Origin of the sequence: Micromonospora sp. NPDC047670, assembly GCF_043204915.1 — a bacterium.
Taxonomy (GTDB): Bacteria; Actinomycetota; Actinomycetes; order Mycobacteriales; family Micromonosporaceae; genus Micromonospora.
On the sequence record NZ_JBIDDA010000001.1, the window covers coordinates 563950 to 587203 of the forward strand.

The 23254-nt window shown below is 74.5% G+C and carries 27 protein-coding genes and 1 pseudogene; 16 read left to right on the forward strand and 12 right to left on the reverse strand.

What is annotated here, in order from left to right:
• Positions 1-19: 19 nt before the first annotated feature.
• Positions 20-565, reverse strand: a complete 546-nt coding sequence (locus ACGF7U_RS02700; protein WP_393102332.1) for a DUF4190 domain-containing protein — start codon at positions 563-565, stop codon at positions 20-22.
• Positions 566-738: 173 nt separating this feature from the next.
• Between ACGF7U_RS02700 and ACGF7U_RS02705 the strand changes: the two genes are divergently transcribed.
• A complete protein-coding gene (locus ACGF7U_RS02705) occupies positions 739-1935 on the forward strand; it encodes an acyl-CoA dehydrogenase family protein (RefSeq protein WP_393102333.1) in 1197 nt (398 codons plus the stop codon).
• Positions 1936-2297: 362 nt separating this feature from the next.
• Here ACGF7U_RS02705 and ACGF7U_RS02710 read toward each other — a convergent pair whose 3' ends face one another.
• Genes ACGF7U_RS02710 through ACGF7U_RS02720 form a run of 3 tightly spaced genes read right to left on the reverse strand, consistent with a single transcriptional unit; the run spans position 2298 to position 4562 of the window.
• Positions 2298-2705, reverse strand: a complete 408-nt coding sequence (locus ACGF7U_RS02710; RefSeq protein WP_393102334.1) for a CoA-binding protein — start codon at positions 2703-2705, stop codon at positions 2298-2300.
• Between the two features lie 57 nt (positions 2706-2762).
• A complete protein-coding gene (locus ACGF7U_RS02715) occupies positions 2763-3488 on the reverse strand; it encodes a hypothetical protein (protein ID WP_393102335.1) in 726 nt (241 codons plus the stop codon).
• A 24-nt stretch (positions 3489-3512) separates the two neighbouring features.
• Positions 3513-4562 (reverse strand): Rv2578c family radical SAM protein, encoded by a 1050-nt coding sequence (locus ACGF7U_RS02720; protein WP_393102336.1) that lies wholly within the window; start codon positions 4560-4562, stop codon positions 3513-3515.
• Between the two features lie 102 nt (positions 4563-4664).
• Here ACGF7U_RS02720 and ACGF7U_RS02725 point away from each other — a divergent pair, with 102 nt between their 5' ends.
• The gene (locus ACGF7U_RS02725; RefSeq protein ID WP_393102337.1) at positions 4665-5084 is read left to right on the forward strand and encodes a thiol-disulfide oxidoreductase DCC family protein; all 420 of its coding nucleotides are present in this window, start codon (positions 4665-4667) and stop codon (positions 5082-5084) included.
• Here ACGF7U_RS02725 and ACGF7U_RS02730 read toward each other — a convergent pair.
• The 3 genes from ACGF7U_RS02730 to trxA all read right to left on the reverse strand — a co-directional run bounded on the left by ACGF7U_RS02730 (position 5048) and on the right by trxA (position 6901).
• A complete protein-coding gene (locus tag ACGF7U_RS02730) occupies positions 5048-5965 on the reverse strand; it encodes an HTTM domain-containing protein (protein ID WP_393102338.1) in 918 nt (305 codons plus the stop codon). The genes ACGF7U_RS02725 and ACGF7U_RS02730 overlap by 37 nt on opposite strands.
• Positions 5962-6402, reverse strand: coding sequence for a hypothetical protein (locus ACGF7U_RS02735; protein WP_393102339.1), 441 nt, complete (start codon positions 6400-6402; stop codon positions 5962-5964). Before ACGF7U_RS02735 ends, ACGF7U_RS02730 begins: the two co-directional genes overlap by 4 nt.
• 136 nt (positions 6403-6538) lie before the next feature.
• Entirely contained in the window at positions 6539-6901 is a 363-nt protein-coding gene (gene trxA / locus ACGF7U_RS02740; RefSeq protein WP_393102340.1) for a thioredoxin, read from the reverse strand.
• A 551-nt stretch (positions 6902-7452) separates the two neighbouring features.
• Between trxA and ACGF7U_RS02745 the strand changes: the two genes are divergently transcribed.
• The 11 genes from ACGF7U_RS02745 (at position 7453) to ACGF7U_RS02795 (ending at position 16187) form a co-directional block, all read left to right on the forward strand.
• A complete protein-coding gene (locus ACGF7U_RS02745; protein ID WP_393102341.1) occupies positions 7453-7968 on the forward strand; it encodes a MaoC family dehydratase in 516 nt (171 codons plus the stop codon).
• Between the two features lie 62 nt (positions 7969-8030).
• On the forward strand, positions 8031-8555 hold the full coding sequence (locus ACGF7U_RS02750; RefSeq protein ID WP_393102342.1) for a hypothetical protein: 525 nt from the start codon (positions 8031-8033) through the stop codon (positions 8553-8555).
• A 55-nt stretch (positions 8556-8610) separates the two neighbouring features.
• The gene (locus tag ACGF7U_RS02755) at positions 8611-9234 is read left to right on the forward strand and encodes a TrmH family RNA methyltransferase (protein ID WP_393102343.1); all 624 of its coding nucleotides are present in this window, start codon (positions 8611-8613) and stop codon (positions 9232-9234) included.
• A 110-nt stretch (positions 9235-9344) separates the two neighbouring features.
• Positions 9345-10046 (forward strand): DUF6758 family protein, encoded by a 702-nt coding sequence (locus tag ACGF7U_RS02760; RefSeq protein ID WP_393102344.1) that lies wholly within the window; start codon positions 9345-9347, stop codon positions 10044-10046.
• Positions 10047-10162: 116 nt separating this feature from the next.
• The gene (locus ACGF7U_RS02765) at positions 10163-10321 is read left to right on the forward strand and encodes a hypothetical protein (RefSeq protein ID WP_007455302.1); all 159 of its coding nucleotides are present in this window, start codon (positions 10163-10165) and stop codon (positions 10319-10321) included.
• Positions 10322-10327: 6 nt separating this feature from the next.
• A complete protein-coding gene (locus ACGF7U_RS02770; protein ID WP_393102345.1) occupies positions 10328-11203 on the forward strand; it encodes a PH domain-containing protein in 876 nt (291 codons plus the stop codon).
• A 102-nt stretch (positions 11204-11305) separates the two neighbouring features.
• On the forward strand, positions 11306-12262 hold the full coding sequence (locus tag ACGF7U_RS02775; RefSeq protein WP_393102346.1) for a SigE family RNA polymerase sigma factor: 957 nt from the start codon (positions 11306-11308) through the stop codon (positions 12260-12262).
• Between the two features lie 56 nt (positions 12263-12318).
• Positions 12319-13530: a hypothetical protein gene (locus tag ACGF7U_RS02780; RefSeq protein ID WP_393102347.1), complete on the forward strand. Its 1212-nt coding sequence runs from the start codon at positions 12319-12321 to the stop codon at positions 13528-13530.
• 154 nt (positions 13531-13684) lie between these two features.
• A complete protein-coding gene (locus ACGF7U_RS02785; protein ID WP_393102348.1) occupies positions 13685-14551 on the forward strand; it encodes a PHP domain-containing protein in 867 nt (288 codons plus the stop codon).
• Between the two features lie 40 nt (positions 14552-14591).
• Complete coding sequence (locus tag ACGF7U_RS02790; RefSeq protein WP_393102349.1) at positions 14592-15206, forward strand: MarC family protein; 615 nt, start codon at positions 14592-14594, stop codon at positions 15204-15206.
• A 138-nt stretch (positions 15207-15344) separates the two neighbouring features.
• Positions 15345-16187: a RecB family exonuclease gene (locus tag ACGF7U_RS02795; protein ID WP_393102913.1), complete on the forward strand. Its 843-nt coding sequence runs from the start codon at positions 15345-15347 to the stop codon at positions 16185-16187.
• 87 nt (positions 16188-16274) lie between these two features.
• On the opposite strand, the gene ACGF7U_RS02800 is transcribed toward ACGF7U_RS02795, so the two are convergent.
• Positions 16275-17132, reverse strand: coding sequence for an oxygenase MpaB family protein (locus ACGF7U_RS02800; RefSeq protein WP_393102350.1), 858 nt, complete (start codon positions 17130-17132; stop codon positions 16275-16277).
• Positions 17133-17177: 45 nt separating this feature from the next.
• Positions 17178-17606 carry a Fur family transcriptional regulator gene (locus ACGF7U_RS02805; RefSeq protein ID WP_393102351.1) on the reverse strand — a complete coding sequence of 143 codons (429 nt, stop codon included), beginning with the start codon at positions 17604-17606 and terminating at the stop codon, positions 17178-17180.
• 197 nt (positions 17607-17803) lie between these two features.
• Between ACGF7U_RS02805 and ACGF7U_RS02810 the strand changes: the two genes are divergently transcribed.
• Positions 17804-18286, forward strand: coding sequence for a DUF2231 domain-containing protein (locus ACGF7U_RS02810; RefSeq protein ID WP_393102352.1), 483 nt, complete (start codon positions 17804-17806; stop codon positions 18284-18286).
• A 124-nt stretch (positions 18287-18410) separates the two neighbouring features.
• On the opposite strand, the gene ACGF7U_RS02815 is transcribed toward ACGF7U_RS02810, so the two are convergent.
• Positions 18411-18746 carry a hypothetical protein gene (locus ACGF7U_RS02815; protein ID WP_393102353.1) on the reverse strand — a complete coding sequence of 112 codons (336 nt, stop codon included), beginning with the start codon at positions 18744-18746 and terminating at the stop codon, positions 18411-18413.
• A 104-nt stretch (positions 18747-18850) separates the two neighbouring features.
• On the opposite strand from ACGF7U_RS02815, the gene ACGF7U_RS02820 reads away from it, so the two are divergent.
• Complete coding sequence (locus ACGF7U_RS02820; RefSeq protein WP_091107652.1) at positions 18851-19033, forward strand: hypothetical protein; 183 nt, start codon at positions 18851-18853, stop codon at positions 19031-19033.
• Between the two features lie 570 nt (positions 19034-19603).
• Here ACGF7U_RS02820 and ACGF7U_RS02825 read toward each other — a convergent pair.
• Together ACGF7U_RS02825 and ACGF7U_RS02830 are read right to left on the reverse strand one after the other, a co-directional pair.
• The gene (locus tag ACGF7U_RS02825; RefSeq protein WP_393102354.1) at positions 19604-19981 is read right to left on the reverse strand and encodes an FmdB family zinc ribbon protein; all 378 of its coding nucleotides are present in this window, start codon (positions 19979-19981) and stop codon (positions 19604-19606) included.
• Between the two features lie 61 nt (positions 19982-20042).
• Entirely contained in the window at positions 20043-20711 is a 669-nt protein-coding gene (locus ACGF7U_RS02830) for a 5-formyltetrahydrofolate cyclo-ligase (RefSeq protein WP_393102355.1), read from the reverse strand.
• A gap of 85 nt (positions 20712-20796) precedes the next feature.
• Here ACGF7U_RS02830 and ACGF7U_RS02835 point away from each other — a divergent pair.
• Positions 20797-23250, forward strand: a pseudogene (locus tag ACGF7U_RS02835) (diguanylate cyclase).
• Positions 23251-23254: the final 4 nt, after the last annotated feature.

The window sequence follows — 23254 nt, forward strand, 5'->3', positions numbered from 1 at the left end:
GCGGCGCCGACGGCGGCCGTCAGTAGGTAGTGCCGCCGTCGCCGGCGACGACGATCAGGGCGATCCATCCGCAGCAGGCGAGCAGGCCCAGCCCCGTGAAGACGTAGCCGAGGACGAGGCCCCAGGTGGCGAGCTGGTCGCCCTCCTCGCCCGTGGTGCGGATCTGCCGCTTGGCCAGGTGCCCGAGCACGATGCCGGCCGGGGCGAAGACGAACGCGAGCACCAGCGAGAGGATGGCCAGGACGTTCGTGCCCCCGCCGGGGCGGGGACCGGACGGCGGGCCGTACTGCCCGTAGGGCACCTGCGGGGTGTACGGGGGCTGGTGCCCCCACTGCTGGCCGTGCGGCGCCTCGCCGGGCTGCTCGTAGGACGGCTGCCCGTAGGCGGGCTGCTCGTGGGCGGGCTGCCGGTACGCCGGCTGCTCCTGGGAGGGCGGGTTGTACGACGGCGGCTCGGACCACGACGGGGGCGGCTCGGACCGCGACGGGTCGTGCCCCGGCGGGGGCTCCCAGGGCGACGGCGGCCGGTCTGGATCGGGCGGGCCCGGCGATGGTGGCTGGCTCACGGTCTCCTCCTGCCGGTGGCGGATCGCGTCCCTCTTGCCGGACGCTACCCGCAGCGGTGAACCTTTTCACAGCGGTTGTGTGGACTGGTCACCTTGGCCTCGCCCGCCGGGCGGCTGATACTGACCGAGCGTTCAGTTACCCATGAGTAAGGCGCCGACCCCCGGAGGCTGAGATGGCCCGACTCGCCCAGACGCCCGGCCTGACCGATGTGCAGCGGTCGATCCTGGAAACCGTCCGGGAGTTCGCCGACAAGGAGATCATCCCGCACGCGCAGCGGCTGGAGCACGCCGACGAGTACCCGAGCGACATCCTCGACGGGATGCGCGAGATGGGCCTCTTCGGCCTCACCATCGACGAGGAGTACGGCGGGCTCGGCGAGTCCCTGCTGACCTACGCCCTGGTGGTCGAGGAACTGTCGCGGGGCTGGATGTCGATCTCCGGCATCGTCAACACCCACTTCATCGTGGCGTACCTGATCTCCCAGCACGGCTCCGCCGAGCAGAAGGCCCGGCTGCTGCCGAAGATGGCCACCGGCGAGGTGCGCGGCGCCTTCTCGATGTCCGAGCCGGAGTGCGGCTCCGACGTCTCCGCGATCAAGTCGAAGGCCGTCCGGGACGGCGACCGGTTCGTCCTCAACGGCCAGAAGATGTGGCTGACCAACGGCGCGTACTCCTCCGTGGTGGCGACCCTGGTCAAGACCGACACCGGTGCCGACTCGGTCTACGGCAACATGAGCACCTTCCTGTTGGAGAAGGAGCCCGGCTTCGGCGAGACCGCACCCGGCCTCACCATCCCCGGCAAGATCGACAAGATGGGCTACAAGGGCGTCGAGACCACCGAGATGGTCCTCGACGGGGTGACCGTTCCCGAGTCCGCCGTCCTCGGTGGCGCGGAGAAGGTCGGCCGCGGCTTCTACCAGATGATGGACGGCATCGAGGTCGGCCGGGTCAACGTGGCCGCCCGCGCCTGCGGCATCTCCATCCGCGCCTTCGAGCTCGCCGTCGCGTACGCCCAGCAGCGCCGCACCTTCGGTCAGCCGCTCGCCAAGCACCAGGCCGTCGCCTTCAAGCTCGCCGAGATGGGCACCAAGATCGAGGCCGCGCACGCCCTCATGGTCAACGCCGCCCGGCTCAAGGACGCCGGCCAGCGCAACGACGTCGAGGCCGGCATGGCGAAGCTGCTCGCCTCCGAATACTGCGCCGAGGTCGTCCAGGAGGCGTTCCGCATCCACGGCGGCTACGGCTACTCCAAGGAGTACGAGATCGAGCGGCTGATGCGGGAGGCCCCGTTCCTGCTCATCGGCGAGGGCACCTCGGAGATCCAGAAGACCATCATCTCCCGGGGCCTGCTCAAGGAGTACAAGCTCTGAGGCTGAGGGCTCGATGGCGTCGCCGGCACTGGTGGCACCGGCCCACCGCCGGTGCCACCGGTCGGCCCCTGTCGAGCTGAGTCGTTTACGACATCATCCGGGCGTCCTGGCGCGAGTCGTCGTCCACGACATGGCTGGTCGGCGGTCAGGGTCTCGGCGCGGCGCAGGTCGTCGCGGACCGTCCGGGCGTGGGATGTCTGCGACATCGTCCGGCCGTGAGGATGTCTACGACATCCGGCCGTGCGATGTCTTCGACATCCGGCCGTGAGGATGTCTGCGACATCGTCCGGGCGTGAGTCGTCTACGACATCAGCTCGACAGGGCCGATCGGGTGGTACCGACGCCGCCTGCCGGACGCCCGCTCAGCGCAGTCGGGTCAGGCCGCCGGCGGCCCGCTCCACGATCAGGCAGCGGTCCTCGACGTAGTCGATGCCCGCCTCCGAGGCGATCCGCCGCGCCTCCGGCGAGACGATGCCGAGCTGCAACCAGACCGCCGGGGCGCCGATGGCGACCGCCTCGCGGACCACCTCGACCGCGTCCTGCGCCGGCCGGAACACGTCCACCAGGTCGACGGGGTGCGGGATGTCGGCCAGCGACCGGTAGACGCGCTCGCCGAAGAGTTCGTCGGCCGTCGGGTTGACCGGGATGATCCGCCAGCCGTACCGCTGCATCTGCAACGGCACGCTGTGCGCGGCCTTGCGCGGGTCGCGGGACGCGCCCACGACGGCGATCACGGCGGAGTCGGCGAGGATCTGCTGAGCGGAGCGCATCCGCCGACTCTAACCCCGCCGCCGAAGCTGGCCCCACCGCTCAACCGCCGCCGCCGTTCAGCCGCCGCCAGCGAGCGCGCGGCGCAGCCGGGCGTACTCCTCCAGGGTGCCGATCGCCGCGCGGTGCTCCCGGTGGGCGGCGTAGTGCGCGATTGCGCCGGCCAGCAGGTCCGGCGCGACGTCCAGATCCCAGTTCTCCAAGGCCACCTGCCGACGCCGGACGATGCCACCGCGCCGGACCAGTTCCGGGCGCAGCACCGGCAGTTGGAGTGCGCCGGCCCGCGGCGGACGCGCCATGGCCGCCGGGTCCAGCGCCTCCCACGGCACGCGGACGTGCCGCAGCGGGTCGCCGGCGGCGATCCCCGTCGGGGTCAACGCCACCTCGGGCACCCGACGCCAGAGCGCCACCGCCAGCAGCACGGCCAGCGGGCCGGCGATGCTCGGATAGACCCACCAGAGCTCGTCGCGGCTCGCGACGGGGTGATAGACGACCTGGTACGCGAGGAAGCCGAGGATGACACAGCGGAAGCTCGGCCGGCGCCGGGGCGGCACGAAAAAGGCCCGCTCCCGCTCGTCCACCCGCAGCTCGGTGGTGCCGGACCGCCCGAAGACCGGCAGCAGGCTCGAGCCGAGCGCGAGCAGCGGCAGCAACATGAGCAGGGCCGCCGGGCCGCCGATCCGCGCCGTCCACCCGGCCACCACGCCCCAGAGCAGCCCGAGGGCCACCGCGACCGCCGCCGTGACGCGCTGCCGGCGCAGCGCCCGTGTGATGGTCTCCCGCATGGCGGGTAGCGTATCGGCCACCGTCTACAACAGACTGAGCTGCTCGGCGGCCGGCGGCGCGGGCGTCGGGTCGGGCAGGCTGCGGTTGTCACCGCGCTCGCCCCGGTGCAGCCCGTGCCGGCGAGCCGCGATCCGCACCCGCGCCGTCAGCTCCCGCTGGTAGGGCTGCGGGGCGTACGCGCCGGAACGGTAGAGCTCGCGGTAGCGGGGGACCAGGTGGGGAAACTCGCGGCCGAGCCAGCGCGCGTACCACTCCCGGGCCCCGGGCCGCAGGTGCAGCGCCAACGGCGTCACGCTGGTCGCCCCGGCGGCGGCGATCGCGGCCACCGTGGCGTCGATCGAGGCGTCGTCGTCGCTGAGCCCGGGCAGGATCGGCGCCATCAGCACCCCGACGTCGAAGCCCGCGTCGCTCAGCGCCCGCACGGCGTCCAGCCGCCGCCGCGGGCTGGGCGTGCCCGGCTCGACCGAGCGCCAGAGCCGCTCGTCGACGAAACCCACCGAGAAGGAGACCCCGACCCGCGTCACCTCGGCGGCCTGGCGCAGCAGCGGCAGGTCCCGCAGGATCAGCGTGCCCTTGGTGAGGATCGAGAACGGGTTGGCGAAGTCGCGCAGCGCCGCGATGATCTGCGGCATGAGCTGGTAACGCCCCTCGGCCCGCTGGTAGCAGTCGACGTTGGTGCCCATCGCGACGTGTGCGCCCCGCCAGCGCGGCGCGGCCAGCTCCCGCCGGACCAGCTCGCCCGCGTTGACCTTGACGATCACCTTGCGGTCGAAGTCCGCGCCGGCGTCGAGGTCGAGATATGTGTGGGTGTTCCTCGCGAAGCAGTAGCGGCACGCGTGGGAGCAGCCCCGGTAGGGGTTGACCGTCCACTCGAAGGGGACGCGGGACGCGCCGGGCACCCTGTTGATGATCGACTTGGCCCGGATCTCGTAGAACGTCATGCCGGCGAAGCCCGGGGTGTCGAACGTGCGGGCGATCGCGCCGGGCAGCGCCAGCGGCAGGGGTGGCGTCGCTGGCGCTGCCCGATCGGGGACCCCCTCGTCCGGGGGAGCGGAGAGGTTGTCCCAGCGCATGGCCCTCATTCGAACACGCGTACGAGCCGAGTGCAAGCGGCCCGCCGTGTTCCCGCCCACCTCACTGTCCGACCGGCGGACGGCGGGTGGAGGATGGGAGTCATGGAGACGTCGACGTTCGTCTACGACGGGGACTGCGCGTTCTGCACCCGCTGCGCCGAGTTCATCGACCGGCGGATTCCCACGGGCGTCCGGGTGGTGCCGTGGCAGTTCGCCGACCTCGACGCGCTCGGCCTGACCGAGGCCGAGTGCGAGGAGGCGGTGCAGTGGGTCGGCGCTGACGGCTCCCGGGCGGCCGGTCCCGACGCGATCGCGCGACTGCTCGGCGACAGCGGTCCGCTGTGGCGGGTGGCCGGCGCCGGCCTCCGGTTCCCGCCGGTACGCGCCGCCGCCTGGCCCGCGTACCGCTGGGTCGCCCGCAACCGACACCGGCTCCCAGGCGGAACGACCGCCTGCGGGCTGCCCCAGGAGGCGCGGGAGCGCCTCTACGGCCCGTCCGGTCGCCCGGCCGCGGACGCCTGACCGGCGAGTGACGGCGACGGGTCGTCGGCATCGGCGGGCCGCCCGGTGTCCCGCCCGCCGCGGGTGAGCAGCCGGCGCGTCCAGACCACGGGTCGGACCCTCTCCAGCGGCAGGAAGCTGGTCATCGCGGCGAGGTGCGGCGCGAACGAGATGGTGATGGTCGCGATGGTGACCAGGTGGAACGAGTAGAAGAAGCCTACGGTCGCCAGCCGCCAGCGCTCGCGCAGCAGGAAGACCACCGGGCTGAGCAGCTCGAACGCGACGATGCCGAACTGGGCGACGATCAGCAGGTACGGCACCGAGGCGATCAGGTCGGCCAGCTCGGTGCCGCGCCGGATGATCGCCCGGGCCAGCACCGAGCCGGTCAGCCAGTCGAGCCCGCCGAAGCGCAGCTTGGCCCAGGCGGCCAGGAAGTACGTGCAGATGACGGCGATCTGGGTGACCCGCAGGGCCCAGCCGCCCGCCTCGGTGCGGGTGGTGTCGCCGTGCCGGGCCCGGCCGGCGGTGGGCAGCACGGCCAGCGCGACGAGCAGGCCGAACCGGTCGTGGTCGACCTTGCCGTAGCTCATCGCGACGATCATCCACTCGAAGTAGAGCGCGAAGACCGCCCAGCCGAGCAGCCGGGGCGCCCGGCCGGTCGCGGCGAGCAGGGCGAGCAGCAGCAGGGCCCAGAAGAGCACCGCGACCAGCGCCGGGGTGGGAGTGGGCAGCGGCAGCATCCGCCCGACGAGCAGTGGCTGGTAGAGCTCCCCGGGCACGGATACCCGGGTGCGTACCCACGGGGTGAAGACGACCAGGTCGGCGGCGACGAAGAGGTAGATCAGCGTCCGGAAGGCGGCCACCCGGCCGCGGGGCACCGGCTCGGTCAGACAGCGGCTCATCTGTCCGCCTGCCAGGAGACCACGGTCTCGTCGGTCCACCGGCCGGTGGGCCGGCCGTCCCGGATACCGTGCCAGCGGACCACGATGCGGACCTCGACCAGCTTCGCCGCGCCGGGGTGGCGTTCGGCGTACGCGTCGGCGACCTCGGTGAGCAGCTCGGGGTCGGCGGCGTAGCGGTCCTGCTGGCCCTCGATCTCGGCCCGACGGATGCCCGTCGCGCTCTCGCCCAGCTCGACGAGCGCGCCGGTGCTGTCGACGCCCTCGACGCGGGTGTCCGGTGCGGGGGAACTCGGCGGGTTGGAGGTCGAGTACATCCGGAACGGGCCGAACGGGAAGTGGTCGTCGGTGCCCCAGACGGTGCCGGCGAGCAGGACGGCCAGGCCGAGGGCCGTGGCGGCGAGCCGGACAGTGCGACCGCGGCTGGTCAAGGTCTCCATCGGGTCGTGACGATACGGGATGTACCGCCCGCCGCGGGGTCCGTCCGACGGCCACCTTTCGCTGCCGAGTGGGCCGGGACGCGGACGCGACGACGGCCGGGCCCATCGAGGGCCCGGCCGTCGTGGAACGGGTCGGTCAGTGCTTGTGCCCGGCCAGCTTCTGGCGCACGTCGTCCATGTCGAGGGCCTGGACCTGCTCGATCAGGTTCTCCAGGGCGGACTCGGGGAGGGCGCCGGGCTGGGCGAAGACGATGACGCCGTCGCGGATCGCCATGATGGTCGGGATGGAGCGGATGTCGAACTTGGCACCCAGCTCCTGCTGCGCCTCGGTGTCGACCTTGCCGAAGACGATGTCGGGGTGCTTCTCCGAGGAGCGCTCGTAGACCGGGGCGAACCGCTTGCACGGGCCACACCACTCGGCCCAGAAGTCGACGAGCACGATGCCGTCGCTGCCGGCCACCTCATCGAAGTTTGCCGTGGTCAGCTCTACGGTTGCCATGAAAGTCTCCGATCGGCGCGGAATAGCTACGTCTGGTGGAACCAGGGCGTACCGCGTGGAATTCCCGGCACCGGCGTGGCGAAACGCGCCCCTCGCCAGCCGTGTCGACGGTCACGCTCCCATCGACGGGCGTAGCTTTCCGCCTCCTCGTGCGACTCGCAAGTGCAGGACGCATTTGCGTGACCAGCGGTGATGGGAGCGTTTCCAATAAGATCGGCACGACGGGTCGACATGATTGAGCAATCTGGCGCTTGACAAGCGGCTATCCGGTGTGCGGAGATCGCCGAAGGCTCTCGCTGCGGTTACACACAGTAGTGTTACAAAAAGATAAATGTGACCTCTGTCTCTGTTCCGTCCCCGTTGTCGTGCGGCAGAATCTTCCGCATCAGAGCGTGGGCGGCGGGTGCCGGGGAGGGCCCCGCCGCTCATTGCGTCTCCCCTCGGTGGCGCCGGTGTGACATTTCCGCACGGCTCGCGCCCCACCCGTCGCCTTAACACTCGATAAGGCATGCTGTGCCGAACTCCATCGCCGCCCGTCGAAGGGGACAAGGATGCAGTTCGGCCGTTACTACGAGGAGTTCGAGGTCGGCGCGGTCTACCGGCACTGGCCCGGCAAGACGGTCACCGAGTACGACGACCACCTCTTCTGCCTGCTCACCATGAACCACCACCCGCTGCACATGGACGCGCACTACGCCGAGTCGGCGAGTCAGTTCAAGCGCAACGTCGTGGTCGGCAACTACATCTACTCCCTGCTGCTGGGCATGTCGGTGCCCGACGTCAGCGGCAAGGCGATCGCGAACCTCGAGGTCGAGTCGCTGCGGCACGTGGCCCCGACCTTCCACGGCGACACGATCTACGGCGAGACCACCGTGCTGGACAAGCGGGAGTCGTCCTCCAAGCCGGACCGGGGCGTGGTCTCGGTGGAGACCCGGGGCTACAACCAGGACGGCACGATGGTCTGCGTCTTCCGTCGCCGGGTGATGGTCCCCAAGAAGGAGTACGCGACCACCACCGTGCCCGAGGGCGTGGACCCGGAGCGGCCGAGCTTCCCCGAGCCCCGCTGACGCGACGGCCCCTTCTTACCCGGGTTCCGGGTGGAAGGGGCCCTTTTTCCCTTCCGGGGCATATGCTGGCGCCGGAGGTCCCCATGAGCCACTCCGTCGCCGGAGAGCCGCCCTCTGCCGGCCGCCGCGCCGCACCGCTGACCACCGCCGTCTACTCCGCCGCCGAGTGGGATCTGCTGACCAGCCTCCCCGGCCGGGTGATCGTGGCCGCCGCCGCGCCCGGCCCCGGCCACCCCCACCGGGGGGTCGCCGCCGGGCTCGCCGGCCTGGACGCGGTCGCCGCGGGGCGGGCCTTCGACAGCGATCTCGTACGCGCGGTGGTCGCCGCCATCTACGCCCGGCACGACGGCGCGTCCCAGCCGGTCGACCGGCTCACCGACGAGGTGGACCTGCTCGCCGCCTGCCGGGCCGCGACCCGGGTGCTGCGGCGGGCCGATCCCGCCGACTCGGCGGCGTACCGGCAGTGGGTGCAGTCGGTCGCGGCCCGGGTCTGCCGGGCGGCGACGAGCGGGGCCGAGGGGCTGCCGCCGGCCCCCGCCGACCGCCGCTTCCTCGACCGGCTCGGCGGCGCCCTGGGGCTGGGCTGAGCCCCGGCGGGGTCGCGGCCCGGGGCGGCGTGCGCGGGACGTACCCTGCCTGACCGTGACCGGAGACCAGCTCGACGTCGGTGTGGGACCGTGGCAGGGGGACCCGCCGGACGACCCGCGCTACGACCCCGAGCTGCTCGCCGAGGGCGACCGGCGCAACGTGGTCGACCGCTACCGCTACTGGCGGCGCGAGGCCGTCGTGGCCGACCTGGACCGGCGCCGGCACGACTTCCACGTGGCGATCGAGAACTGGCAGCACGACTTCAACATCGGCACGGTGGTCCGCAACGCGAACGCCTTCCTCGCCGCCGAGGTGCACATCGTCGGCCGTCGCCGGTGGAACCGGCGCGGGGCGATGGTGACCGACCGCTACCAGCACGTCCGCCATCACGAAACCATCGAGGACTTCGTCGCCTGGGCGGCCGGACGGGAGCTGCCGGTCGTCGGCATCGACAACCTGCCCGGGTCGCGTCCGCTGGAGACCACCACCCTGCCGCGGCGCTGCGTCCTGCTCTTCGGGCAGGAGGGCCCGGGCCTCTCCGATCCGGCACGCGCCGCCTGCGACCAGCTCTTCTCCATCGCCCAGTACGGCTCGACCCGGTCGATCAACGCCGGCGTGGCCAGCGGCATCGCCATGCACGCGTGGATCCGCGCGCACGCCGGCCCGCCCCCGACCTGAGCGTTCCGCCCTCGGGCTCGGCGTCGTCCCGCCGGCGGGCTGAGCGGGCGGTCGGGGACACCGAAAGCGGCGCTCCGCTTGACGGGGCGGCGCGGCGGGGCGACGGTGGGATGGTGAGTGTCGCGGTGAGTTGTCCGAGATGTGGGGGGCCGGTGCGGGCGCCGGACCTGATGCACACCGAGTCGCGCTGCCTGGACTGCGGGCCGGTTCCCCCACTGCACGTGCCCGAGCACATCGGCCCGGAGATCGTGGCCAGCGTGGTGGACCGCATCACCGCCGCCGCCGACCCGCCCGACCGGCCGGCGACGCCGCTGTGGTGCCCGTGGCCGCTCCCGCCGGGCTGGACCATGACCGGCGTGGCGTACGCCGGGGACGACCGGACCGGCGTCCGGGCCACCGCGGTCGCCTGCGCCGGGCCGGCGCCGCTCGGCGAGGGCCCGGCCGACCTGGTCTTCGTGGCCGAGGAGCCGGGCGTCGGCCTGGGCACCCGGTTCGCCGGCATGCCCGGCCCCGATCCGGGCCCGGAACTGGCCGAGGCGTTGACCGACCCGGGGCCCGGTCACCCGGAGCACGTCGGGCAGGCCAGGATCAAGGTGGCCGGTCACCCGACTCCACTGTGGCTCGTGAACTCGCCGACGGATCGAAGCGCGTACGCCGGCGAGGCTCGGGGTTTGTGGCTCCATGCGATAGCCTGGCCGGCGAGTGCGGGTCACCTGCTCGCGGAAGAAGTCGTGCTGCACGACCTGACCGAGTGGACACCGCCCGAGCTCGTGTACGGCGCACCGTCTCCGTATCTGCACGGGAAGGCTTGACATCCCTCCCGGAATGTCGGAGAACGGACGCAGATATTCACTGTACGACACCACACTGATACTCTGGGTGCCGCTGCGGTAATGGGACCCGGCGCCGCGCGAGAGGATGGCCCGCCATGGTCAAGAAGGTCCTCACCTGGGCCGGAATCGCATTCTTGATCTTCTTCGTCGCCTACCGGCCAAATTCCGCCGCGGACGTGTTCAAGTCCCTGGGCGGCGGCATCATGGACATCGCACAGGGCTTCGGCGACTTCTTCACCAGTCTCGTGGCCTAGCCGCCGATGGGAAGCCCCTCCGGTCCACCCTTCGACCCCGACGACCCCGACCGGGAGCGCCGGGAGCGAGACACGGAGCCGATCCCTCGGCTCGGGCCCGACGACGGGCCGGGCTACGGCACCGGTCCGGGCCTCGGCGACGGCCCCTCCCTTTCGGACGACGCCGGTTTCGGCGACGGCCCGGCGTACGCCGGGGAGGGGCGGTCCGGCCGGGCCTGGATCCGCGACCCCGAGGCCGGCTACCAGCCGCCCCAGATCTCGGAGGACGAGCTGGCCGGCCTGCGGGCCGACGCCGCCGGCATGGCCCCCCGCCGGGTGCTGCCGCTGGAGGACGAGCCCAGTTCGCTGGTCGCCCGCTACCTCTTCCCCACCGAGCGCTACCGGGGTGAGTGGAAGCGGCACTGGATCCACCTCTCCACCCCGCTGCTGGTCGGCATCGCCGCGACCTTCGTGCTCGGCTACCTCTCCGGCTTCCTCGCCGGGCAGGACGTCGGCGCGCTCACCACGATCGCGGTGCTGCTCTGGTTCGCGGTGATGGGTTGGGTGGCGTGGAAGGTCGCCGACTGGTGGTACGACCGCTTCATCCTGACCAACAAGCGGGTGATGGTGGTCAACGGCATCATCACCCGGCGGGTCGCGATGATGCCGCTGGTCCGGGTCACCGACATGAAATACGAGCAGACCCCGACCGGCCGGGCGCTCAACTACGGCACGTTCGTGCTGGAGTCCGCCGGTCAGGAGCAGGCGCTCCGCGAGATCAAGAACCTGCCCAACCCGAACGAGCTCTACCTGCGCGTCGTCGAGGAGATGTACGAGCCGCAGGCGGTCGAGGCGCGGCTGGGCAAGGAGGCCGACGAGGCCAAGGCCGACGACGGGGCGTGAAACTTTTCGTCCGAACATCGGAGGAACTGCGCACCATTCGCCGTCGACCCGACCGTCCCGGACGTGGCAGCCTGCCAGGGAGACGGGGCGCGGAGGTGGCTGATGGCGGGCAGGGATCCCTTGGAGGAGGAGTTCCGCGACTTCGTCGCGGCCCGCTCCGGCGCCCTCCTGCGCACCGCGTACCTGCTCAGCGGCGACTGGGCCACCGCCGAGGACCTGCTGCAGACCGCGTTGACCAAGACGTACCTGGCCTGGAAGCGGCTCGGTGGGATCGAGGCCATCGAGCCGTACGCCCGCCGGGTCATGGTCAACACCTCGACCAGTTGGTGGCGCCGGCGCTGGCACGGTGAACGCCCCACCGAGACGCTGCCGGAGCGGGCCGCGGTCGACGAGATCGAGCAGCAGCTCGACCGGGACCTGCTCTGGCGGCACCTGAGCGCGCTGCCCGCCCGGCAGCGGGCGGTGCTCGTGCTGCGCTACTACGAGGACCTGTCCGAGGCGCAGACCGCCGCCCTGCTCAACATCTCTCCGGGCACGGTGAAGAGCCAGACCTCGCGTGCCCTGGGCACCCTGCGCCGCCGGATGGGCGCCGAGGCCGCCCTCGACCTGCCGGCCGGCGCCGAGTCGACGCCGGCCCGTCCCCGGCGTGGCCCCGCCGAGGGGCCCGCACCCGCCCCGGCCGGGCCGCTGCCGACGTACGGCGCGCCGACGATGGTGGTGGGCGCGGACGCGGCGGCCGTGGTCGCGGCGACCAACGCCCCGCCGCGCGTCTCCGCGCCGGGTGCCGGCCCCGGCGCACCGGGCGACCCCGGCAGCGGGCCCACCGCACCGGACGATCCGGGCAGCGGGTCCGCCGTCCCGGTCGGCGGACCCGTCGACCCGGCCTCGGGCACCCGGCTCCCCGAGCCGGACGCCGGGCTTCCCGCGCCCGCCGGTGACCCGGTTCCGGTGGCGTCGGGGGTCCGGGCCCTGACCGGTCCGGCGTTGCGCGCCGACCGTGACGAGGGGCGGGATCTGCCCGGCGTACCGGCCGGCACCGCCGCCGGAGAGCGTCGGTGAGCCGCCCGGCGGGCCGTGCTGACAACCGGACCGACGGCCCGAGGCGTCCATACGGCGTGACCGAGGACGAGCTGGAGCAGGCGCTGCGGGAGACGTTCACCCGCCGGGTCGCCGTCGCCCGTCCGCTCGCCGCCGACCCGGCGGGACTGGCCATCCGACGGGCCGACCGGGCCCGGCGCCGGCGCACCCTGGCCGGGGTGGCGCTGGCCGCGGTCGCCACCGTCGGGGTCAGCACCGGGATCGCGCAGCTGGGGCAGCAGCCCGGCCGGCCCAGCCACCCCACGGTCGTGCTCGGCGACCCGTACGCCTCGCCCCTGCCGGACCCGACCCCGGCGCTGTCGGTCGCCCCGCCGAACGACGTCGGCCGGGGCGAGGTGGACCTGATCCTCGGCGCGGTGCTCGCCACCGCGAGCGGGCAGCGGCTGACGCTGCCGGACGTGGGCCCGGCCGAGCGTGCCCAGCGGTTGCCGGACGGCGCCGGCTGGGCCGTGGTCGGCGCCCCGACGGCGGCCGGCCGCTCGCTGTGGGTCGTCCTGCCCCACGGCGCGGCCCACCTGCTGTTGGCCGGGGCGCGGGACATCGCCCTCAGCCGCGACGGGCGTCAGGTCGCCTGGCGGGAGGGCGCCGAGCTGGTCGCCGCGGGAATCGTCGGCACCCAGGTCGTCGCCGCCGCCCGCACGCCGGTGCCCGCCGGGGCGGTGCCCGTCGGCTTCGCCGGCGACGCCGTCCTGGTGCGCCTCGACGCGGACCAGCCGGGCCACGCCCTGTGGCGCCCGGCGCGGGGCCCGCTGAAGGGTGGGGGCGACCGCGCCACCCTGCGCGTCTACGGCACCCGCCCCGACGGCGTGGTGGTCGCGCAGGTGTCCGCCGGCACGCCGCGCCGACCCTGCCTCGCCCTGCTCGACCCGACCCGGGACCTCGCGCCGGTGCGGACCGGCTGCGGGCCCACCCCGAGCGCCGACGGGCGCGGCGGGGTGTCGGCCGACGGGCGGTGGCTCCTGGTCAACGGACGGGCGGGCGGCGTGGACCGCGCGCTGCTGGTCGACCTGGACCGGCTCGGCCCCACCACCACGATCCGGCCGGCAGGCCCGCCCGTGCACGGGCCGGTGGCCTGGACGCCGGAGGGGACGGCGCACTACGCGGACGCCCTCGCCGGCCTGGTCCGGATCGACGTGAGCCGGGTGCTCGCGGGCGAGGAGGCGTCCGGCGTCCCCGTCGCCGGCCTGGGCGACGGCCAGCGGCCGGTGCCTGTCGGCGGCGGTTCCTGACCACGCCCGGTGCCGGTCGGCCGCGGCGGTTCCTGACCACGCCCGGTGCCGGTCGGCCGCGGCGGTTCCTGACCACGGCCGGTGCCGCTCGGTCGCGGCGGTTCCCGACGACGCCCGTGCGCCGGGGGCCGGGGGTGGCGGTAGCGTCAGGGCGGTGAGCGCCCGTCCGCGGATCGACCTGCACACCCACTCCACCGCCAGCGACGGCACCCTGAGCCCGGCCGAGCTGGTCCGGGCGGCGGCGGAGTCCGGGCTGGACGTCGTGGCGATCACCGACCACGACACCACCGCCGGCTGGGAGCCCGCCCTGCGGGCGCTGCCGGCCGGGCTCAGCCTGATCCGGGGCGCGGAGATCTCCTGCCGCTGGTACGGCGAGGAGCCGGCGGTACCGCTGCACCTGCTGGCGTACCTCTTCGATCCGGACTCCCCGGAGCTCGTCGCCGAGCTGACCCGGGTGCGGGCCGCGCGGGAGGAGCGGGGCGAGCGCATCGTGGCGCTGCTGCGGGCCGACGGGATCGACGTGCGGTGGCCCGAGATCCTGGCCGGCGCGGCCGGCGGGACGGTGGGCCGCCCGCACATCGCCCAGGCACTGATCCGGGCCGGCCTGGTCGCCACCACCACGGAGGCGTTCGGGCCGGACTGGCTGGGCGAGCGCTACCGGCTGCCGAAGGAGGACATCGACGTCTTCCACGCGGTCCGGCTCGTCCGCGCGGCAGGCGGCGTGCCGGTCTTCGCCCATCCCCGGGCCACCCGGCGGGGGCGGATCGTGCCGGACGAGCTGATCGCCGACCTGGCCGCGGTGGGCCTGGCGGGGCTGGAGGCCGACCACGAGGACCACTCCCCGGCCGAGCGGGCGCACGTCCGCGCCCTCGCCGGCGAGCTGGGCCTGCTGGTGACCGGCTCGTCGGACTTCCACGGCACGCACAAGACGGTCCGGCTCGGCGCGTTCACCACCGACCCGGAGGCGTACGAGCGGATCCTCGCCGAGGCGGGCGGGGTGACCGGGGTCGCTTCCGGCTGATCCGCGTTTCCGCCTCCGCCGGCGCGGCTACGTTGATCACGTGGATGCAAAGCTGTTCGGTGAGGTCTTCGTGACCCTGCTGGTGATCGTCGACCCTCCGGGCATGATGCCCATCTTCCTGGCGCTGACCGGCCCGTTGCCGGCGCGGGACCGCAACCGGGCGGCGTGGCAGGCCGTCGCCCTGGCGCTCGGCGTGATCGTGATCTTCGCGGTGGCCGGCCAGACCCTCCTCGACTACCTGCATGTCGACCTGCCGGCCCTCCAGGCCGCCGGTGGGCTGCTGCTCATCCTGGTGGCGTTGGAGCTGCTGACCGGCAAGGCCGACGACCCGAGCCAGCAGGTCACCTCGAACATCGCGCTGGTGCCGCTGGGCACGCCCCTGCTGGCGGGCCCCGGCGCCATCGTGGCCACCATGCTCTTCGTCCAGCAGGCCGACGGCGGGGCGGACTACACCGCCATCGCCGCCGCGATCGTCGCGGTGATGGCCGCGGTGTGGATCGTGCTCCGGTTCTCCGGCGGGATCGTCAAGATCCTGCGTCCGGGCGGGATCGAGGTGCTGACCCGGATCGCAGGCCTGCTGCTCGCGGCGATCGCGGTGCAGCTCATCGCGGACGCGGTGGCCGCCTTCGTGACCCAGTACGCCAACGCGGCCTGACCGGCGGCCGGGATTGTCGGGCCCGGATGGCAGGATTTAGGTGTGCGACGAGCCTCTTCAGCCGGACGGTCCTCCGCCACGGGCGGCCGGGCGCCCCGCCCCCGCGGCGACCAGCCCGAGCAGCTCGGCTTCGAGGGCATGCCGGAGCGGCTCTTCGTCTGCACCCCCAGCAAGCTCGGCGCCTACGCGGACTGCCCCCGGCGCTACCGCTACTCCTACGTCGACCGTCCGGCCCCGCCCAAGGGCCCGCCGTGGGCGCACAACTCCCTGGGCGCGAGCGTGCACACCGCCCTGAAGAACTGGTATGCCCTCAGCCCCGAGCGGCGTCGGCCCGAGGCGCTCGCCGCGCTGCTCAAGGGCACCTGGGTCCGCGAGGGCTACCGCGACGACGAGCAGGAGCGGGCGGCCTACCGGCGGGCGCTGGGCTGGCTGGAGTCCTACGTCGAGACCCTGGAGCCGGGGGTCGACCCGCTCGGCGTGGAGCGGGTGGTGGCGGTCAAGACCGCGGTGCTGGCCTTCAACGGCCGCGCCGACCGGATCGACTCCCGCCCCGGTCCCGAGGGCCCCGAGCTGGTCATCGTCGACTACAAGACGGGCCGCACCGGGCTGGACGCCGACGACGCGCGCGGCTCGCAGGCGCTGGCGCTCTACGCGTACGCCGCCGAGCGGGTGTTCCGTCGGCCGTGCCGCCGGGTGGAGCTGCACCACCTGCCCACCGGCACGGTCGCCGCACACGAGCACACCGCCGAGTCGCTGGCCCGGCAGCTGTCCCGGGCCGAGGAGACCGCGCGCGACATCATGGCCGCCGAGCGGGCGGTCGCCGACGGGGGTGACCCCGACGACGCCTTCCCGACCACGCCGGGCCCTCGCTGCGGCTGGTGCGACTACCGGCGCACCTGTCCGGCCGGGGCGCAGGCGCCGGGCAAGGAGCCGTGGGCGGCCGTCGAGCACTCCACCGGCCCGGTGCCCGGCCGGGACTGACCGACCCCACCCGGTCGGGACCGACCGACCCCACCCGGTCGGGACCGACCGACCCCACCCGGCTCGGGCGGGGCGCGTCGGCGGCGCTCAGGCGGGCGTGTCGGCGAGGCGGGCGGCGCGTTCCTTCGCGGCCTGCTGCAACGGCCCCTCCCGCCAGCGGCGCGGCACCGCGGCGAGGGTCAACCGCAGCGCCCGCACGGTCAGGTCGGCCGAGAGCGTGGTGGTCGGCAGGCCGAGCCCGCCGTACATCCGGCGGGCCCAGGCCGGCAGCAGCGCGAACGCGGTCCCGGCGATGCCGAAGTACGCCCAGCGCGGCGGCCCCAGGTTGAGCCCGATCCGGGCGGGCAGACTGAGCTTCCACGGGATCGGTGGAGCGGTGAGGAACAGCGCCGTCTCGGCCGCCTCGCGGGTGATCCGCAGCTCCGGGCGGATCCGCCGGTAGTAGGCGGCCACCTCGGCGGCGGTGCCGGGGACCGTCTGCGGATCGAGGCCGACCAGGGCGGCGGCCCGCCGCTGCTCGGTGTAGTAGCCGTCGATCTCGTCGGCGGTCAGGGGCAGCCCCGCCCGGCGGGCCGTGTCGAGGAACGACTCGATCTCGGTGACGTGCACCCAGCGCAGCAGGTCGGGATCGTCGACGCGGAACTCCTCCCCGGTGAACGGGTCGCTGGCCCGCATGCGGGCGTGCCGCCGGCGTACCCGCCGTCCGGCGGCCTCCGCCTCGGCGGTGGTGCCGTAGATGGTGGTCCCCACGTAGGTGGCGGTGCGCACCAGGCGACCCCAGGCGTCGGAGCGGTAGTCGCTGTTCTGCGCAACCCCCGCCATCGCGCGCGGGTGCAGTGCCTGGAGGTAGAGCGAGCGCAGGCCGGCGACGATCAGGATCGGCTCCTCGTGCACCTTCCACGTGACCGAACCCGGACCGAAGAGACCGAGGTCATCGGAGTCCACCGCCCAAGCGTGCCACGCCCCGCGACGACCCGCCCCGGGCGGCGTTCAGTCGTCGGCGGAGCGACGGGCCTGGCAGGTCGGGCAGAGGCCCCAGAAGGTCACTTCCGCCTCGTCCACCTCGAACCCGTGGGCGATGTCCGGGTCCAGGCAGGGCGCGCTACCGACCGCGCAGTCGATGTCGGCGATCTCGCCGCAGCCCCGGCAGACCACGTGGTGGTGGTTGTCGCCGGCCCGCGCCTCGTAGCGGGCGGGGCTGCCGGCCGGCTCGATCCGGCGGGACAGCCCGGCCCGGGACAGCGCGCCGAGCACGTCGTAGACCGCCTGGGTGGAGACGGAGTCGAGGCGCTCGCGGACCCGCCGGGTGATCTCGTCCACCTCGAGGTGGCCACCGCCGGCCAGTACGTCGAGCACGGCGAGGCGCGGCCGGGTGACCCGCAGGCCCCTCGACCGGAGGAGCTCCTCGCCACCGGACACGTGCCAATGACAGCACGCGGTCACGAGGCCGACAACCTGCCTCCGGCGCGAGGTGGCCGCGGCCACAGCCAGCTCGGTGCTGCGGGCGGTGAACCGGAGCGGTCCGGGGCGCGTGTAGCCGGTCGACAGGGCCTGGGGCGGGTCGACCGGCGCACCGTACGCTGGCAGCCCGCGACCGCGTACCGCCGGAGGTGTCGATGTTCAAGGAGATCCTGGGCCTGCCGGCCCATGTGCTGGTGGTGCACGCGGTCGTCGTGCTCGTGCCGCTGCTGGCCCTGCTCTCCGCCGCGTACGTGGCGCTGCCCCGGTTCCGGCCCCGGCTGGACTGGGCGGTGGCGATCCTCGCCGTGGCGGCGCCGGTGACGGCCTTCGTCGCGGTCGAGTCCGGCGAGGAGTTGACCGACGCGTTCGTCGCGCGGGGCATGCAGGGCCCGATCGTGGACCAGATCTTCGAGCACTCCCGCTACGGTGACATCCTGTTCCGGTACGTCCTGCCGCTGGCCGTGGTGTCGCTGCTGCTGCTCGCGGTGACGAGCGGGCACCCGCGGGTGCCGAAGCTGCCGTCCTGGGTCACCCCGGTGCTGTCGGTCGTCGTGGTCGCGCTCGGCGTCGCCAGCCTCGTCTACGTCTACCTCACCGGCCACTCCGGCGCCGAGGCGGTCTGGGGCAACACCATCTGACTCGCCCCCCGTCACCCTCCCCGCGATCTTGCACTTTCGGCCTCCTTTCGCCCCGTTCGCGGAGTATGTCGGGGCAGCAAGTGCAAGATCGCGCCTGAGAGAGAGGGAGAGGGGCGGGGGTGGGTCAGAAGAGGAGTCGGGAGCAGAGCACGCAGACGAGGACCAGGAGCACCGCGCCGGCCACCGCGCCGACGCCGTACGTGAGTCGCTGCGCCCGCTGTTCCGCCGCGTCCAGTCCGGCCATGTCCTGCGGGGGCAGCCGCCGAGGCGGCGGCGGTCGCAGGTGCACCGGCGGTCGCCACCCGGCCGGGGGCGGGGTGGCCGCCGGCGGGCCCGTGTAGCGGCCCGCGGGCGCCGGTCGGCCCGGCGTCGGTGCGGCCGGGGCCGTGGACTGCTCCGGCGCGGTGTCGGGCCGCCGCCAGTACTCGTCCGGGGCGCTGCCGGAGGTGGGGGTCGTCACGCCGTCCGACGCTACCAACGCCGCGGCCCGGCGACGGGCCGGACGCGGCGGGCCCACCGGCTCGGCGCCGGTGACCGGCCGCCGCTGCGTTAGTCTTGCCGCTCGTGAGCACCGAGTTTCCGGGGACGCCCGCGGTACGCGGCGACGACGACCGCACGGTCGACCTGAGCGACGACTTCGTGGTGCTGCCCGAGCAGACCGCCGACGACACCGACCGGGGCTGGGGCGAACGCTCCGGCGGCAACGACGACTGGCTGCTGGCCGAGCGCCCCCCGCACTGGGACTGAACCGCCTGGCCGGTCGGACCCGCTCGCCTGGCCGGGTCGAACCGCTTGCCCGGGTCGTGCCGGAGCCGCTCGCCCGGCCGGGTCTGACCCGTTAGCCCGGGTCGTGCCGGACCCGTCCGCCCGGGTCGGACCCGCTCGCCCGGCCTGCCGGACCCGCCGGCCTGTGGAAGACCGAGCCGTCTTGGAAGACCTCTACCTTCCGGGCACCCGGTTACGGGGAGACACCGGGCCGGTCTGTGGAGAATCCCGTCCGGCCTGTGGACAACGTCCCCCAGCCTGTGGATGACGGCCCGGCCCTGTGGACAACCGCGGCCGGGTGGCGTGACCCGGCGGCAGCAACTCCGCCTGCCGGGTGCGCACCCGCGGCCACGGAGAGGGTACGCAGGCCATGGCGCGGCCTCGGGAGCGCCGAGACCCCGGTGACTCAGGGACGCCGAGACCGCGGCGACCCTGGTCGGCCACGGAGAACCCGGGACGGCGTGGTCGGCCAGGAAAAACGGAGGCGGCGTGGTCGGCCAGGAAGAACCCGGGGCGGCGGGAGGAACCGGCCCCGGGTCGGTGCGGCGTGGGTCAGGAGGCGCTGGCGGTGCTGGCGGCCGGGGTCTTGCTCGCCCCGCCGCCGGAGCCGTTCGAGCTGCTCGACGACGCCGAGGAGGACGAGGAGGAGGCGGCGGTCGAGCCGGCCGACGAGCCGGAGTCGCCGCCGGAGGAGGACGAGTCGGACTTAGCCGGCTTGGCGGCGCCGCCGTTCTTGCCGGTGTCGGCGCCGGACGAGCGCGAGTCGGTGCGGTAGAAGCCCGAGCCCTTGAACACGATGCCCACCGAGTTGAAGAGCTTGCGCAGCCGCCCCTCGCACGCCGGGCACTCGGTCAGCGGCTCGTCAGAGAAGGACTGCACCGCCTCGAGCTGGTGGCCGCACGCGGTGCAGGCGTACTGGTACGTGGGCACGGTCTCCTCCGGATCTGGCACGGCCGGTTGGCACTCGACGTCTTCGAGTGCCAATGGTGCGTCATCGCCCCCGGATTCGTCCAGCGGAAGTGTGGGGCGCGACACCCGCCGCGCCCCCGGGGGCGGCGTCCAGCGTACGCAGGCCGTCGGCGGGGGTGACCACCGCGCGCACCGGGCGGTCGTGCGGCTCGGCGGGCAGCGTCCCGACCAGTTCGCCGTCGTGCAGCGGGACCACGGTCAGCGCGGTCGCCGGCACCCGGGCGAGCGCCCGGTCGTACGAGCCGCCGCCCCGGCCCAGCCGCAGGCCCCGGCGGTCCACCGCGAGCGCCGGCACCACCACCAGCTCCGCCCCGGCCACCGCGTCCCGGCCCAGCCGCGGCCCGGCCGGCTCCCGCATGCCCCGGCCGGCGGCCACCAGCGCGTCCGGCCCGGTCCAGGCCGCCCAGTCCAGGTCGAGGTCGTCGCAGAGCACCGGCAGCAGCAGCTCGGCTCCCGGCGGCAGCGCCGCGTGCAGCACCGCCGGCAGGTCGGGCCCGCCCGGCTCGGAGCCGATCGGCACGTACGCCGTCATCCGGCGCGGGCGCATCCGGCGTACGAGTGCCACCAGCTCGGCCTGGACGCGCCCGGCGGCCTCGGCCCGCCGGGGAGCGGTCAGCGACCGGCGGGCGGCGAGCACGGCGGCGCGGGCGTCCCGCTTCGCCGCTTCCGCTTCATCAGAAAAATCGGGCACGCAACACTCCTGACGCAACGTTTGTCACCTGGTTGCTCTGTGTCAGCATCGCAAGCGACGGCGGCGGAACTTCCGGGGGGACCGAGTGACGCTACGCGGGCGGTTGACCACAGCCTTCCTGGCGGTGGTGCTCGGCCCGGTGGTGCTCGGGGCGTTCTTCGTCGGCTCGACCGTGGTCGCCGTCGACCGGAGCCGCTCCACCGAGCGGCTCGCGGTGGCCGCCGCGACCGTGCGCACCTCGGTCGACGCCCTCTGCCAGCAGCTGCGGGCCGCCGCCGACGCGGTCGCCCTGACCGGTGACCGGTCCGGTGCCGCGAGCCAGGTGGTCAGCCGTGGCCTGGCGGCCGCCGTGCGGGTCACCGACGGGACCGGCCGGGTCACCTACGCGACGCCCGGCGGGCCGGCCGAACCCTGGCGGGACTGCTCCGCCGCCGCGCCGACCGGTGGCCCGGTGCGGGCGCTCGCCGCCCGGGTCGACCTGCGCGACCGGTCCGGCGGGTCGCTGGGCACGGTCGCCGCCGCGCACCCGGTCGACCCGGCCTTCGTGACGCGGCTCGCGGCCGTGACCGGCGTGGCGGTCACCCTGCTCGACGACGCGGAGGCGCCCGTCCGGCTCGCCCACAGCACCGAGTCGACCGGGGTACGCGACGCCGTGCTCGCCGCCGCCGGTTCGCTCCACGGCGAGCGGGTCACCGAGACCGCCGACGGCCGGTACGTCCGCCGGGTCGGCCCGTCCGCCGGGCAGCCCCTGCCGCTGGTGCTCTCGGTCCCCAGCGACCAGCCGCCCGGCCTGTACGCCGCGCTGCTCGCGGCGGTGCTGGTGGCGGCTTTGCTGGCCGTGGTGGCCGCCTGGCGGCTGGCCCGGGTGACCACCCGCCCGCTGGTGGAGCTCGCCGGGGCGGTGGACCGGGTGGCCCGCGGCGACCTGACCGCCCGGGTGCCGGTGCGCAGCCGGGACGAGATCGGCCGGCTGGCCGGCGCGTTCAACCGGATGACCCGGGAGACGGGCACCTACGTGGCGGCGCTGACCAGCAGCCGGGACCAGCTGCGCGGGCACCTGGCGGTGCTGGGGGACACCCTGGCCAGCACGCACGACCTGCAACGCATCCTGCGGGTGATCCTGCACAGCGCGATCGCGGCGACGGGTGCCCGGGCCGGCGCGGTGCTGCTGGTCGACGACGGCGGGGTGCTCGTCGCGCAGTGCACCGAGGGGCTGGACGACCGCTGCCCGCCGGACGGGGGGGCCGGGCCGCTGCGGGTGCCGCTGGGCAGTGGCGTGGTCGGGGCCGTCGCGGCGACGGGAGAGCCGCGGCGCGGCCGGGTGGAGCCGTCCACCGTGCCGCCCGGCGAGCCGCGCTGCCGGACGTACATCGCGGTGCCGTTCGCCGCCCCGGGCGCGACGGGCGCGGCCGACGCCGCCCGGGACGGGCCGCCCGCCCGTCCCGGGTCGGAGCCGGCGGCCCCCACCGGGGCGCTCGGCGTGCTCGCCCTCTACGACCGGCTCGGCGCGGACGAGTTCGACGACGACGACCTGGTCACCCTGCGGACCTTCGCCGGACACGCCGCCGTGGCGGTCGACAACGTACGGGTGCACGAGGAGGCGCAGCGGCTCTCGCTGACCGACCCGCTCACCGGGCTGTGGAACTACCGCTACCTGCGGGAGTCGATTCGCCGGGAGGTCGAGCGGGCGAGCCGGTTCGGCCGGATGCTCAGCGTCCTCGCCCTCGACCTGGACCGGTTCAAGGACGTCAACGACACGCACGGGCACGCGGCGGGCGACGCCGTGCTGGCCGAGTTCGCCCGCCGGGTACGCGGCGAGATCCGCGAGGTCGACCTCGCCTTCCGGCAGGGCGGCGAGGAGTTCGTGGTGCTGCTGCCGGAGACCGACGCCCGGGGTGCGGCGATCGTCGCGGAGCGGCTCGGCGCGGCCGTCCGGGAGGCCCCGATGGCGGCCGACGGGCACGGCGGGAGCGCGCCCGTGGCCATCGCGGTCACCGTCTCCATCGGCATCGCCGTCTATCCCGACCACGCGGGCACCGGCCAGGAGGTGCTGGACGCCGCCGACGACGCGCTCTACGCCGCCAAGGCGGCCGGCCGGGACACCTGGCGGATCGCCGGGGAGCGGACCACTCCCGGGCGGGGCGACGGCGAGCGGGCCGGCGACGGGCGGGGCGAGGATGGGCGGGCCGGCGACGGGCGGGCCGGCGACGGGCGGAGCGAGGACGGGCGGGGCGACGGCGGGCGGGCCGGCGACGGATGGGACGCCGACGGGCGGGGCGACCCGCCGGCCCTGGAGATCCCCGTTCCCGCGGGCGCGGTCAGTCCCGAGGACGGGATGCCGCGCGCCGGCGCCCCGCGCCAGCCGGCCCGGACCCGCCCGGATCCGGCCGATCCGGCCGACGCCGACCCGCGTACCGCGCCCCCCGGGCCCGGTGCCGACCCCCGGAACGCGCCGGCCGGACCCGGTCCCGCGCGGCCCGGCACGAGCGGCGGCGCGTCTTCCGGTCCTCACCCTCCACGGCAGAGCCGTGGCCGATAGTCTC